Origin of the sequence: Paraburkholderia dipogonis, from assembly GCF_042680985.1 — a bacterium.
Taxonomy (GTDB): Bacteria; Pseudomonadota; Gammaproteobacteria; order Burkholderiales; family Burkholderiaceae; genus Paraburkholderia; species Paraburkholderia phytofirmans.
Genome location: NZ_JBHUFR010000033.1, coordinates 74,146 through 86,974 on the forward strand (window position 1 = coordinate 74,146; position 12,829 = coordinate 86,974).

Genomic DNA, 12,829 nt, shown 5'->3' on the forward strand with positions numbered 1-12,829 from the left:
GTGTTAGGGTATTCAAAGCGCCCCACGGGCCATGCCGAGTCGCTCTTGATGACGCCCTCACCCAACGCCACCTTAGAACACGCAGGAATACCAAATGGACGCCACCGCTTTTCGGGAACGCCCAAGGGTTCGCTCCGCCGGGCTCACATTGGCTGTTGTGCGCAATCGTCGCCGGGCGGTATACCTCGCGGCGAACGATCATGCGGGGTGAGGGCTGATTGTGCTCGCCATCGTGGTTGCATAACGGGCAGATGACGTACCAAGACACAGTACGATAAATAACAGAGGTAATATCCTTTGTCCAAACAGACGGGGGAAAATAATGGACGTAATCACAACCACTGCAGACGAGTTGTTCGCAACGCTTATCTCACTCGGCGCTCCAGTTGTAATCACAAAAAACAAGCATCCAGATTCGGAGAGGAACTATCGGCCTCGCGCGCGACGTCCCGGCGACATGCTTGACGGCTATTGGGTTGGCGGTCCAATGGGCGTGTCGCCCGGTGAAGGCTTCGCCATCCACTTCGTGGAACGCCATAGTCGACTATGGCTTGGAGACTACCTCGGTGTTAAGGAGCGCGAGGAGGGCAGCGGTGTCTATTCGTTGATCGTTGGCAATGTGCAATGCTTTGAGATCACGGATCTGAACTTTGAGGATCAGCGACAGCAGGGGCTAAAGGGAATCCTGAAGCAGAATGGCGCTGTCACCTATTCGTACTTTGATCCCGCTGATCTTCTTCTGGACCTCCGCAGTCGGGTTATCCATCGCTACGTCGATACGCACATAGACCGGCGTGACGGACCGGCCTACCGAACGGCGGAGATAAAGCAGCGCCTCCAACAGAAAGCATTCAGAAAGGCGGTCTTTGACCACCACCGCGCGCGCTGTGTCGTCACGGGGTGTGATGTCTCGGAACTACTGGAGGCAGCACACCTCAATGACCGGTGCTGGGAGAACGGCGACAACGGCGCGCTCGATGGCATCCCGTTGCGCGTTGATTTGCATCGCGCATATGACGCTGGTCTGATAACGCTCGATTCCCAGCACCGGATAGTCGAATTGGACGAACGTCTGCGGGAAGTGTATGGACAATACCTGCGATCGAGTGATCGTTTGCCGAATGAAGCCGCCCCCTGAATGTCCTTGTGACGCCTGATACGAAGGTCTTTTCATGGCTGAATGTACGCGTCCAGCGTCGTTCACCGTAAGCCGCCGCTCGTTAGGTCGTCTTGGGCCGAAGGCAGCTTTGTTGCGCCATAGGTTAGCGAGTGCAACCGGCCAGGAGCGGCTGCTCACTATCGGCATCCTAAAGCCGTCATTTGGGCTCCATTGAGCTATGCTATGGCGATTTCGCACCCCCGGTTTTGACTTTCGACATGCACGGGCGATCACGTCCTGCCATGTACGAAAGCGATGGCTGGCGTGTGCGCTAGTCTGGTCGCCAGGTTATGTAGCAGAACTGTCTTCCTATTACAACGTTAGCCAGGCGTCTATATTCATCGTCAAAGGTATTTTTCGGAGGGGTAAGAATGTCGTACGCGAACGGAAATTATTGCGCTTTCTATGTTGCCGAACCGTTCAATGAAAGTCTATTGGGTGCATACGCAACCAAGGATTTTGTTTATTACAATCTATTGAGATCATGGAAAGGAAAGGATTCTTCTTTTCCTTTTAACGACTCACATAGCAAGACCTACAGCGTGCGAGATGGCAGCGACTGGGAGTCAACTTTAAAGCCGAGGCTTCGAGAGCGCCTTAGAAACTCAAAGAACGTGATCCTGTTCCTTAGCGAAAGAACCGTAAACTCCCGAGCCGTGAGAGAGGAAATAGATTACGGAATAAACACACTCGGGCTGCCGATAATTGTGATCTACCCGGACTACGACACCAAGGAGAGCCTCTTGCGGAACGGCTTCCTGAAGCAAGAGATCAAAAATCTATGGGATAAGTTGCCGACACTTCGAGACTCTATGAATAAAGTTCCGACTTTACATGTCCCTATGAATAAGGATCTTATTACCACGTCACTGGATGATAGTGACTTCATGGTCAATACAAAAACAACACCAGACGTGTATCGCTATGGAGTCTAACCACTAGTCGATGAAAACCAAGATAATAAAGTTTAAGGTGAGACTTTGATGAAAGTCAGTCTTTTTGACGGCAGAATTGTCAAGCAATTTTTGGCGATTGCGTCAGGAATAAGCACATGCCTTTCTCTTCTTCTGATATTTGTTGAGATACCCGCAAAAGAAAAGCTGACGCTCGGCGGCATTTTTTTGGCAATACTTCTCGTTACATATGCTGTGCTGTGGTTTAGATCAAATAACTTAGAGGAAGTTAATCTGGATATCGAGGGAAGCAATGTCACAGTAAAAAAAGGAGATATCTTTGATCAATCTGGATTCAAGGTCATTGCTTTCAATGAGTACTTTGATACCCAGGTTGACGACGAAATAATTTCCAGACAGTCTCTCAACGGAATATTCATCACCGAGCGCCTAGGTGTTCCTGTATCTGAGCTTGACAAACATATAGAAAACTATCCGTTTGATGATGAGGTTCTACGTGAAAACACGGCTAGAAGAATTGGCAAAAAAGTCCAATTCGACATTGGAGCCATCTGCGTTTACGGTGACTATATTTTGACGGCTTTTTCGAAGTTCGATGAAAATAACCGGGCATGGCTCACAATGCCGGAATATCTTGGTTTTTTAATAAAATTCTGGGATAAAATTAATAGAGTTTACGCTCAAAAATGCGTTTCTGTGCCCATCTTTGGTTCTGGAATCACCCGTATCAAGGAGCATAAAAATATCAGCGACGAGGATTTGCTGAAAATTATGCTTTGGACGTTTAGGATTAGCGAGATGCGCTTCAAGTATCCGGCAAAGCTAACCATCGTTATACACGCCGGCAAGATAGGCAGGATTAACCTCCTGGATATCAAATCAGCCAAGAATGGTTTGTAAGCGGAAAAATCGGGCTCGCAGATTCAACGTTGAGGTGCAGCCACGACTATGCTAATTTTTCCATCAACCGGACAGGCAAAAAGCTGCGGTTTTTGCCTGTCCGGTTAAGTCAGACGTTGAACGTCAGCTTTGTTGAGTAGCGAGCGGCGGCTCCAGGTCGAGAGTATGAATTCGCTGACGCTGGATGCTGCCGTCCGGCTGCTCGATGCTGCCATCGTCAGCAATCCGCCACATTGCTGACGTAGAACCCAGCCCGCCCCAATGTCCGCAATGGCCGAACTAGAGTCGTTGCGCGCGCAACTGCCACTGCCCGCTCGCCGGCCTTTGCGGACATAGGGGTGGACGGGTGCTACGTTAGCAATGGGGTGAATCGCTGACAAGCGTCGTCGAGGAGACGGACGATAGCTTTCGACATTTGCAAACTCGCGCCGTTCGATCAAACTGCACCGCGAGAGCAGCTTTTCAGTGCGTTGCGTCGACCGGTTGAATCCGCTGGCCAAAGCTGCCGTTCAGATGCTGGCGTTGGCGCGGCAGCTTTTGGCTCCTCCTTTGCCGTTTTGGACCTCCGCACGTGCACGTGTCGGTTTTCACTGGCCACCGATACAAAGTTTCAATCATCGCCGTCGTTCGTTGTTCGCGACGGCAACGTCTCTTGCCAAGGCCTAACGTCATTCCGAACTGCCCAATCGACGCAACAAGGACACCTCGTTGCTTTGATGCGCCGCAAGCCAAACTGCCGAGCGGGTGCTTGCGGAAGGTCAGCTTTACGGCAATCATTCTCTATCGCGGTCCGAAACCGTCTGCTTCATGTCCCGCGTGACAACGTACCTTGCCGCGATCATGTCACATGCCCAATGCGACAGCTACCGGGGCGAATAGGGGTAACAGTCCCGCTGCGATAGTGCTCGCGGTTATGCCTTCGACAAGATTGCGGAGCGTTCTCATCGATTCTTTGACGATGTTAAGTTTCGGCTTGCTTGATCTCAATTGGGCTTCGACGGTTTGGATTTCCGCGTCCGCCTCTGCCCTGAGTTCCGTCGGAAGATCCACATTCGCGAGACCTGTCTTCAGTTTTCCGATTAGGCTCTTGATTGCTTCCACGTCCAACTGCGAGATCGACTGAGATTGCGTACTGTAGTTGCTTCCCTGTTGAATCTGCGAACCCACCATGCTTTGCACATGAAGGATATTCACGACTGGCGGAAAGGGCTCGGTAGATGGCTTTGGTTCGGAAAGCGCTTTCTCAACTCTCAACACCCCTGCATGTGTGATCGCAATACCACCACCGATAGTGCGATGAGAAGCCAGGCCCTCTCCAACTAGAAAACCTACGGTGTTTTCGGTTTCGTCACGTGTAAGGCCCAGCCCATACCCGACCTGCCACATGTCCAGAAGCGTGGCATTGCTACCGTTCCCCGCTGTGTAAAGTTGATTTAAAAAACGGACCCTATTATTATCTTTCGAGATTATATCCATTTCGATTCAAATTGAATTTATAAGATGATTTTATAGTTTAGTCTTGGGCAAGTGTCACTTTGTACCAATATATCAACCAGCCTTTTCCGGTTATGGAAATTGTTTTCCTTCGCTGATCAAGATCATCTTTCTGCGCTGACAGTGCACCGCAATCTTCAAGCGTCTTTACGTGCGGGCGCATGGCTTGCAGAGAGGAAAATCCTAGCTTTTCGTAATCACCTGGGCTGAACTCGCCGCCCATATCTGACGACGATGCTGCCAAGCATAATAGATTTATGGCAGTCTGCCCCGCGTGTGGACGCATACCTTCGTAAATGCCTTTGGCGCGCTCTTTAAGCCAGCTGAAAAATATCTGCGACTTTTCAGCTTCAGAATTTGGTTTCAAGCCACGCATGGAAATGTGCATGCAATAATCCTCAGCATAGCTCAGGCATATTCTCAAATTATGCTGAAGAATGGTGTATAGTGTATGAAAATCCCCATTCGAAAGAGGTAAATATGGGGTCGGGCCGCACTCCATTCTAAAAAAACTCACTCTCCTATTAACTAGCTCCCCCGCATCCTTGAGGGTCAACGGCTTTATAGGAAGTGGCTCTTGCAAATAGCCAGCCAGTCTGGGAGAGGTTATTACCCCCTGCAGTATCCCATGCGCGCCGCACAAGATCCACTTAATTCCCTGAATGGTTAAAAGCGTATCCCTAAGATTTTCTATTTTCTTTCTGGCTTCGGCCGATTTCTCAAGAAGCTCAAGATTGTCAATTACGCAAACCACCCCACCATTCCGCCCGTCCGGAAAGATTTTTCCGAGCCAGTTTGTGAGAACTTTTTCGAATCCACTTTTACTGAAACCAGCACCTTCATTTACCTGCCCTCCATCGCCGTTGGCAAGAATGGTTGCAACACCTTCTCCCCACTGATTTATGAGCGGGCTATTTAGCCAAGCATTCATTTCGATGCTTCCGGCTATTTTTATGCCATATTGAAATTTGCATGCATTGTCAATTAATGCCTGCGCAACTTCAATTAGTATTTCGAACTTTAGATCGTCAGCAGACTGTTCTGGCTTGATCTGAAAGGTCCGTGCGCACGGAAGCAAGAGAGGCGACGGCACCCCCTTTTCAAGGAAATTCCGCATTCCCTTATAGATGGTGACATTGGCCAGGCTAGTCTTTCCTGCACCAACGGGCCCGTCTAGACAGACGGCCGCGTCACTGCTGACCAATTTGAGCGCAAGCTTCCTTATGTCGTCATCTCGCCCGACAAGAAGGTTGTCTCCCGTTTCGTTAGAGTGGAGCGGCTTAGTGGAGAATGGGCTTTCCTTGAAGCCCCAATCGTTATATATATTATTGTCGAACATGCTCGCCGTTTACCGTGAATAATTCCTCTAGGGATACAATGCGCTGCGCTCGTGAGCGTGCAATCTGCGCCTTATACTGCTGACAAACAGAGAACTTGTGTTAATGCGAAGACGCCGATTGTAACCGGAATTTCGCTTGTCGCTTGATTTGACCCTTTATCCAAGAAAGATTGTTGTCGGCGCCAAGAATGCCTATCCAGCGTCCCGGTTGATCTCACGCGGCGACTGTAGGCTCAAGAGCTTGACGTGAACTGCCCAATGCTTTTCATAGATATCTGCGACAGATCTGCTTCTTTCGCGTGAAAGGTCAACGCGCGTGAGACGGACCCGGTGCGCCGACGTCGACAACTAATTAGAGTAGTCGCTAAGATGTGTGGGGCAGGGTGCCGGCAAAGCGTGGCGAATGTTAGTTTGCTGACACAGGAAGTCGCCGTCCGACAGCTCGATGCCGCCACCGTCAGCAATCCTTCGCATTCCTGACGCAGAACCGTGTTCGCCCGAGCGTCGGCTCCGGCCGATGAGCGAGCGTCCGTCCTTTACGATTGGATGGCCGGTTACGGGGCGGAGCCGACGCCTGAACGTCCGCGCAGCGACGCATGTGACCGTCCGCTCCTGGCCGCAGGGAGACTTTCGTTTGTGGGCGGCGGGCCGACCTGAGTATGTGCACCGAGACTTCGCCCGAAGTCGTTCTCGACTTGCGCTGCTCAGGCCGCCATTCGATGTTCGTAGTACGGTCTATGGCGGTCGTCCAGAATCGCGTACTGTGCCGCGAGATTGCGAGGATCGGGACTGAGCCACGCGTCGATATGCTCCGGCTTGATGGGAATGATGCAGCGATCGTGGCCTGCGGCAGCAATCTCCGGAGGGGGCTCATCGGTGATGGCCGCGAAGGAGAGCAGATCAGGCTCGCCAGGGCTTTGCCAGTGCGACCACAGGCAGGCGACGAGCATGTCCTGAGCGGGCTGCGGCTTGAACTCCAGGACCACGTTTTCCTCCAGTTCGCCTTCAGCGAGCTCGCGCCCTTCCAGGCGATGTCGTTTCACGTTTTCATAGAACGCATTCGCGACGATAAGTCCGTGCGAATACCCAAAAACTCCCTTCCAGAAGCCTTCTAGGTTGTCTAGCCTGGCATTGTATAGTCCGGGATATTTCTTGTCGTAGAACGCAGGTTTGCCAGCCGGGCGACAGTGATATCGCATCGGCTTGATGACGCGCTTGCCGTCTTCCATGACCATCACCGGAGCATAGTTACCGGGGAAAATTCGTGAATCGCGGTCTTTCAGTTCGGTGCGTCGGAGATCGTCGAGCCCTCTCAGCGCCGACTCGATCTTGTTAATCGCGATCCGTTTGCTCTCGGTGGCCGCCTTCGTCGTTTTGACCTGAAGTGTTCGTTCCGCGTCGGCGAGTCGCGCGCGCTGTTTGAACAATTCCTGCTCCAGTCGGGTCGCCTGCTCGCCGTTGAACCGGTCGATCGCTTCCTTGATCCGCCGTTCCTCGTCGGTCTGGGGGACCGAGAACGCGGCGTCCATCGCCTTCGGAATCCTCACATTGCTGTCCTCTGCACGCTCCCAGTACAGCTGCGCGAACTCCCGGATGCTCATGTGCGCGCCAAACATCCTGACGTACTTGCGGTAGTCCGCCTGGATCTGGGCTGAATAGCACATGGTTGCTCTCCCTGAAGAAAGGTGCGTGAATATGGTACGCCGGTTCCTAATGGAAGTTTCGCGTCGACGTGACGAGCGTGCCGAGCAGGTGTGACATGTCGACCAGCCGCTGTGCAACCAGGTGTCGTACTTCCCCCTGGCATTGCCACGTACCATAGACGGCGAGCAGTGACGCACCCAGCGCTTCCTGTCGCTGTTTTTCAAGCAGACTCGGCCACACGATCACGTTCACGTTGCCGGTCTCGTCCTCCAGCGTCACGAACATCACGCCCTTGGCTGTGCCCGGACGCTGACGCACCGTGACGAGCCCGCAGCCACGGGCGAGCCGCCCATCGCGATAGGTGCGCAGGGTCGACGCCGGCATCAGTCTGTTCGCGAGGAGTTGTGGCCTGAGCAGCTCAAGTGGGTGTCGGCCAAGCGTCAGGCCCACTGAGCGGTAATCAGCAACGATGTCGTTTGCCTCGGTTGGCGCGCCGAGCGACGGTGTCTCGTCCTGAACAGCTGCTGTCGCGAGCATGTCCTTGTCTGGAACCGGTGCGACGGATTGCCAGAGCGCTTCACGGCGGTTACCGGCAAGGGAGGCGAGCGCATTGGCATCGGCCAGCACATGAAGATCCTTGCGATCCAGTTGCGCGCGGCGGGCAAGGTCGTTGACGCTTTCGAATGACCGAACCGCGCGCGCGTTCTCGATGCGTTCCGCAGCGCCGTCTTTCATGCCTCGCAGTAGCGACATACCGAGCCGGACGGCTGGTCTTCCGGCGCCTGGCAGACTTACCAGTGCCGAGTCCCAGCTACTGATTGTCACGTCAACGGGCAGAACCTTGACACCGTGGCGTTGTGCGTCCTGCACGAGCTGCGACGGCGAGTAGAAACCCATCGGCTGTGAATTCAGCATGGCCGCCAGAAATGCCTCCGGCTCGTGGCATTTCAACCAGCTGCTTGCGTACACAAGCAACGCAAAACTGGCCGCGTGACTTTCCGGAAAACCGTATTCACCAAAGCCCTTGATCTGTTCGAAGATGGATTCGGCGAAGGCGAGGGTATAGCCGCGCTCCTGCATGCCATGAACGATCCGGTCGTAATATTTTTCCAGTCCGCCTTTACGTTTCCAGGCGGCCATCGCGCGACGCAGCTGGTCGGCTTCGCCGGCGGTAAAACCGGCCGCCAGAATCGCGACCTGCATGACCTGCTCCTGAAAGATCGGCACGCCGAGGGTTCGTCCAAGTGCGGTTTTCAGCGCGTCGCTGGGATAGGAGACCGGCTCGAATCCCTGGCGTCGCTGCAGGTAAGGATGCACGGCGCCGCCCTGAATCGGACCTGGGCGGACGATCGCCACCTCGATCACGAGGTCATAGAAAGTCCGGGGCTGCATCCGCGGCAGCATGCTCATCTGGGCCCGCGATTCGATCTGGAAAACACCAACCGTGTCTGCAGCCGAAATCATCTCGTAGGTCTGCGGATCCTCGGCAGGTATGTCCTGCATTTCGAAACGCTCGCCGCGCTGCTCCGACACAATATCAAGCGCGCGCCGGATGGCCGAGAGCATGCCGAGTGCAAGGACGTCGATTTTCAGCAGGCCGAGCGCTTCGAGGTCGTCCTTGTCCCACTCGATGACAGACCTGTCCTCCATTGCAGCATTCTCGACAGGCACGAGACGCGTCAGCTTGCCGCGACTGATGACAAAGCCGCCGGAGTGCTGGGAGAGATGCCGCGGGAAGCCAAGCAATTGCGATGCGAGCTTCGCCCACGCCTGAATCAGCGGCTTTTCCGGATCGAGGCCGGATTCCCTGAATCGCGCAAGCAGATCCTGACTCGTATCAAACCAGTGATGCGACTTTGCAACGACGTCAACGATCTGGGGGTCAACGCCGAGCGCCTTGCCGGTTTCACGCAGCGCACCACGCGGTCGATAGGTGGAGACCGCCGCCGCGATTGCGGCGCGGTCGCGGCCGTACTTGCGATAGATGTACTGGATGACTTCTTCGCGCCGCTGGTGCTCAAAGTCGACATCGATGTCCGGCGGCTCGCCACGTTCCTTCGAGATGAAGCGCTCAAAAAGCATGTTGCCTCGAGCCGGGTCCACCTCGGTTACGCCGAGGCAATAGCAGACGGCAGAGTTAGCCGCGGAGCCGCGCCCCTGGCAGAGGATGCTCTGGCTACGTGCAAAGCGCACGATGTCGTATACCGTGAGGAAGTAGGGTTCGTACTGCAGCTCCGCTATCAGTTCAAGCTCATGCTCAATCTGTTCCTGCACCTTGTGCGGAATACCCGACGGAAAGCGTCGTTGTGCGCCGATGTACGTTTCCTGGCGCAGATAGGCGGCAGCGGTGAAGCCGGTCGGAACGAGTTCGTCCGGATACTCGTAGCGCAGTTCATCCAGTGAAAAAGCGCAACGGCTTGCAATATCAACGGTTGCGGCAAGTGCCTCGTCGGGGTACAGGTTAGCGAGCCGCAGTCTGGAACGCAGGTGCTGCTCGGCATTCTGTGTCAGGTCATAGCCGCACTCATGCACCGGCCTGCGAACGCGGATCGCGGTCATGGTGTCCTGCAGCGGCTTTCGCGAGCGCACATGCATGACGACGTTGCCGAGCGCTACAACCGGGACGTCCTGATTCCGCGCGACAAACTCAACCGAACCCCGATGGATGTCATCCATCGCACGCTGGTGCAGCACAAGTCCCACCCAGGCGCGACCCGTGAACGTTTCATCGAGCCATTCGACCTGTGCTGCCAGCACGTCTTCTTTCGCCGGAAAGTCGGGTACCAGAATGGCCAGGCAGTCGGGCAGGCCGCGCAGGTGCCGATTCTCCCTGTCGGGCCGCGACAGGTCCTGCGGCGTCAGGCGGTACTCACCCTTCGGAGCGCGCGTACGGGCCAGCGTAATCAGCTCGGACAGGTTGCCGTATCCCTCGCGGTTTCTGGCGAGGAGAATCAGCCCGAACGCGGGTGATCCGTCAGCGTTCACCAGACGGAAGTAGGACCCCACGATAAACGGCAGCTTTGCCTGCTTCGCTGCAACGTGTGCGCGCACGACGCCAGCCAGCGAGCACTCGTCAGTGACGGCCAGCGCTGAATAGCCCAGTTGCTCCGCGCGCTCAGCCAGTTCTTCCGCATGGGAGGCGCCGTGCAGAAAAGTGAAGTTGGAAAAGCAGAACAGCTCGGCATAAGCCGGCAGGGCGGAAAATGTGGAATCCATGGCATGTCATCCGAACAGGCCATGCAGGAACCACCGCTGGTCTTCTTCCGCGTCGCGACTGCTGACTCGCTCGCGGTATATCCAGAAGCAGCTCTGATCTTCACCCTGGGCGACGAAATAATCGCGCGTCACCAGTTCGCCATCAAACCACCCGGCCTCGATGCGTTCGCCTGGCGACACCATGCGCAGTGGCGAGCCGTAAAACGGCCGGTGTTTGCGCATGAGCAGACGCACCGGCTTTGCCAGAAGCCATGTGGGTCGCGGCAGTCCTTCAGGCAGCACTGTGCTTTTCGACGCACTTGCGACAGGCACCCATCGATTGGCAACCTCAGGTCGGTAATCCGCGGTTGGCGCAGGCCGGAGTACGTTTTCTTCGCCGAGTCGAGCAACCAGCAATTCGACAAGACGGGTGTGGTCCTCGGCTGTGCCGCCGGGTTCCGGAAATAGCGTGTCCGATGCAGGCACTGCAGGTTGCACGTTGGACGCATCGAGCCGCAGTGCAATGACCGGTGCAGTCAGCTCGATCCGCCCAAGGCGCTCCCTGATGAGCCGAACAAGATGTTCCTCTCGCCACGTTGGCTCGCCGAGCGCAATCTCGATCGCGGTCGGCTCAATTGCCTGCCGTCCGCGCTCGTGCTCCAGCAGGAGGGTCGCGCCTGTGAGGGCCAGCTGTTTTGCGCACAGCCAGCCACATAGCTGGACGACGAGACGATGCGCGCCAAAGAGCGCTGCTTCCGCATGCTCGATGCGGTCGGGCATTTCAATGCGGGCGGAGAATGTCGGGGGCAGTTCCAGCCAGTCAAAAAGTTCAGGCGCCGTGCCAAAAGCCCGGTCCAGAGAATCAAGGAGATGTTCGCCGCAACGCCGCTGCAGTCCAGCGCGCGGCAGCCGCCGTACATCGGCGATCGTTTCGCAACCCAGTCCCATGAACCAGTCAGCAAACGGTCGAACTTCCGGCACCGACAGCAACGGCAATGCGGACAGTTGCCGTTCAAGCGAGTCGACCTTGAGTACGCGTCGGTTCCGGTGCTTCGCGAGCAACCATGCACCTTGACCAGTCGGTGCAGCGCTTATCCGTGCGGTCAGTCCGATAGCGTCGAGTATCGCTTTTGCCTGACGGCACACCGCAAGCAGACCGCCGAACAGACGCAGGCTCGCACCGATGTCGACCACCACGACAGCCTCGTCGAGCATGGCGACATCTGGCGAGAATCTCATGAGCGCGATCGCCACTTCCCGCTGCGCTCCATATTCACGGCGCGGATCGCGTTCGTACATTTCCACCTCCGGCGCGAGCGTCAGCACACCGCCGCGTTTCATGCCAACCCGCACGCCCGCAGACCTGGCTACCCCGTCTGCGATGAGCACCTTGTCCCTGTCCAGGACCACGCAGCCATGTGCGGGCTCAGGCAGCCACTTTGGTCGGAAGACCTCGAGTTGCAACCGGGGCAAGTGGACGGCGAGAAATACGCGCATGGTGCGAAAACAGGACAGGGGTTGGTTGAAGTGGGATGGACAGAGGTTCCGCGCGTGCTGGACCTCGTCGCTTCGCAATATCGACGGTCAGACCGTCGCGTTCTGGCCTGAGCGCCAGTCGTAAAACGGCAGGGGACGCATCCTGCGCGGCCGCCAGGGGACGAACCATGAAAAAAAGCGTCTCCGAAGACTGCGCGGCCAGATGTAGCCGCCGCAGTGAGGCCGTCTGGACGTACTGCGTCCAGAACAGCAACGCGCCGCAACTTCCGGCACGCAGAATCTGCTCGGCGGACCACAATGCGTCGGCCGTCTTTGCGGCGCGAATCTGCAGCAGCTGTTCCGGAGAAAGACCGATGTACTCGAGACCGAGGCCGTTCGGAACATGCGGCGGCTGAACCATCGCAACTGGCCGTTTGCCCAGTGTGCTGAGCGCAGGGCGAAGCAACCGCATCTCTCCCACGCCAGCCTGCTGGACCAGCAGGTCGATGAGCGCGCCGATCGGCCATCCGCCGCCGGGCAGCTCTGCTGAAAGCGCCGCGTAGCCGGTATCGACCGTCCTGCCACGACCGCGCGCAAGCTGCGCCGCCCGCCACAGGGACGGGTGAATTGCTTCCGGATTGGGGGACGGGACAGTCATTGAATTGCGCAAATACCTGTATGGATGTACAGTATCCTACACGGAAATTC

9 protein-coding genes are annotated in these 12,829 nt (G+C 56.0%); 3 read left to right on the plus strand and 6 right to left on the minus strand.

What is annotated here, in order from left to right; translation table 11 throughout:
* Positions 1-457: 457 nt before the first annotated feature.
* The 3 genes from ACFSNN_RS35000 (at position 458) to ACFSNN_RS35010 (ending at position 2,973) form a co-directional block, all read left to right on the plus strand.
* Positions 458-1,138: an HNH endonuclease signature motif containing protein gene (locus tag ACFSNN_RS35000; RefSeq protein WP_166799429.1), complete on the plus strand. Its 681-nt coding sequence runs from the start codon at positions 458-460 to the stop codon at positions 1,136-1,138.
* Between the two features lie 392 nt (positions 1,139-1,530).
* Positions 1,531-2,094, plus strand: a complete 564-nt coding sequence (locus ACFSNN_RS35005; RefSeq protein WP_134465794.1) for a TIR domain-containing protein — start codon at positions 1,531-1,533, stop codon at positions 2,092-2,094.
* A gap of 48 nt (positions 2,095-2,142) precedes the next feature.
* Positions 2,143-2,973, plus strand: a complete 831-nt coding sequence (locus ACFSNN_RS35010) for a macro domain-containing protein (protein WP_134465676.1) — start codon at positions 2,143-2,145, stop codon at positions 2,971-2,973.
* Between the two features lie 843 nt (positions 2,974-3,816).
* Here the strand turns inward: ACFSNN_RS35010 and ACFSNN_RS35015 are convergent.
* The 6 genes from ACFSNN_RS35015 to imuA all read right to left on the minus strand — a co-directional run bounded on the left by ACFSNN_RS35015 (position 3,817) and on the right by imuA (position 12,779).
* Positions 3,817-4,449 (minus strand): hypothetical protein, encoded by a 633-nt coding sequence (locus ACFSNN_RS35015; RefSeq protein ID WP_134465677.1) that lies wholly within the window; start codon positions 4,447-4,449, stop codon positions 3,817-3,819.
* A gap of 37 nt (positions 4,450-4,486) precedes the next feature.
* Positions 4,487-5,806 carry a hypothetical protein gene (locus ACFSNN_RS35020; RefSeq protein WP_134465678.1) on the minus strand — a complete coding sequence of 440 codons (1,320 nt, stop codon included), beginning with the start codon at positions 5,804-5,806 and terminating at the stop codon, positions 4,487-4,489.
* 704 nt (positions 5,807-6,510) lie between these two features.
* Positions 6,511-7,470 (minus strand): SOS response-associated peptidase family protein, encoded by a 960-nt coding sequence (locus ACFSNN_RS35025; protein WP_134465679.1) that lies wholly within the window; start codon positions 7,468-7,470, stop codon positions 6,511-6,513.
* Positions 7,471-7,516: 46 nt separating this feature from the next.
* A complete protein-coding gene (locus tag ACFSNN_RS35030) occupies positions 7,517-10,666 on the minus strand; it encodes an error-prone DNA polymerase (RefSeq protein WP_134465680.1) in 3,150 nt (1,049 codons plus the stop codon).
* A 6-nt stretch (positions 10,667-10,672) separates the two neighbouring features.
* Positions 10,673-12,142 (minus strand): Y-family DNA polymerase, encoded by a 1,470-nt coding sequence (locus tag ACFSNN_RS35035; RefSeq protein ID WP_208949630.1) that lies wholly within the window; start codon positions 12,140-12,142, stop codon positions 10,673-10,675.
* Complete coding sequence (gene imuA, locus ACFSNN_RS35040) at positions 12,072-12,779, minus strand: translesion DNA synthesis-associated protein ImuA (protein ID WP_134465682.1); 708 nt, start codon at positions 12,777-12,779, stop codon at positions 12,072-12,074. Before imuA ends, ACFSNN_RS35035 begins: the two co-directional genes overlap by 71 nt.
* Between the last annotated feature and the right edge of the window lie 50 nt (positions 12,780-12,829).

Bases quoted from the DNA above. Each gene is read 5' to 3' on its own strand.
- ACFSNN_RS35000 (WP_166799429.1), top strand. From the start codon at position 458: ATGCTTGACGGCTATTGGGTTGGCGGTCCAATGGGCGTGTCGCCCGGT.
- ACFSNN_RS35005 (WP_134465794.1), top strand. From the start codon at position 1,531: ATGTCGTACGCGAACGGAAATTATTGCGCTTTCTATGTTGCCGAACCG.
- ACFSNN_RS35010 (WP_134465676.1), top strand. From the start codon at position 2,143: ATGAAAGTCAGTCTTTTTGACGGCAGAATTGTCAAGCAATTTTTGGCG.
- ACFSNN_RS35015 (WP_134465677.1), bottom strand. From the start codon at position 4,449: ATGGATATAATCTCGAAAGATAATAATAGGGTCCGTTTTTTAAATCAA.
- ACFSNN_RS35020 (WP_134465678.1), bottom strand. From the start codon at position 5,806: ATGTTCGACAATAATATATATAACGATTGGGGCTTCAAGGAAAGCCCA.
- ACFSNN_RS35025 (WP_134465679.1), bottom strand. From the start codon at position 7,470: ATGTGCTATTCAGCCCAGATCCAGGCGGACTACCGCAAGTACGTCAGG.
- ACFSNN_RS35030 (WP_134465680.1), bottom strand. From the start codon at position 10,666: ATGGATTCCACATTTTCCGCCCTGCCGGCTTATGCCGAGCTGTTCTGC.
- ACFSNN_RS35035 (WP_208949630.1), bottom strand. From the start codon at position 12,142: ATGCGCGTATTTCTCGCCGTCCACTTGCCCCGGTTGCAACTCGAGGTC.
- imuA (WP_134465682.1), bottom strand. From the start codon at position 12,779: ATGACTGTCCCGTCCCCCAATCCGGAAGCAATTCACCCGTCCCTGTGG.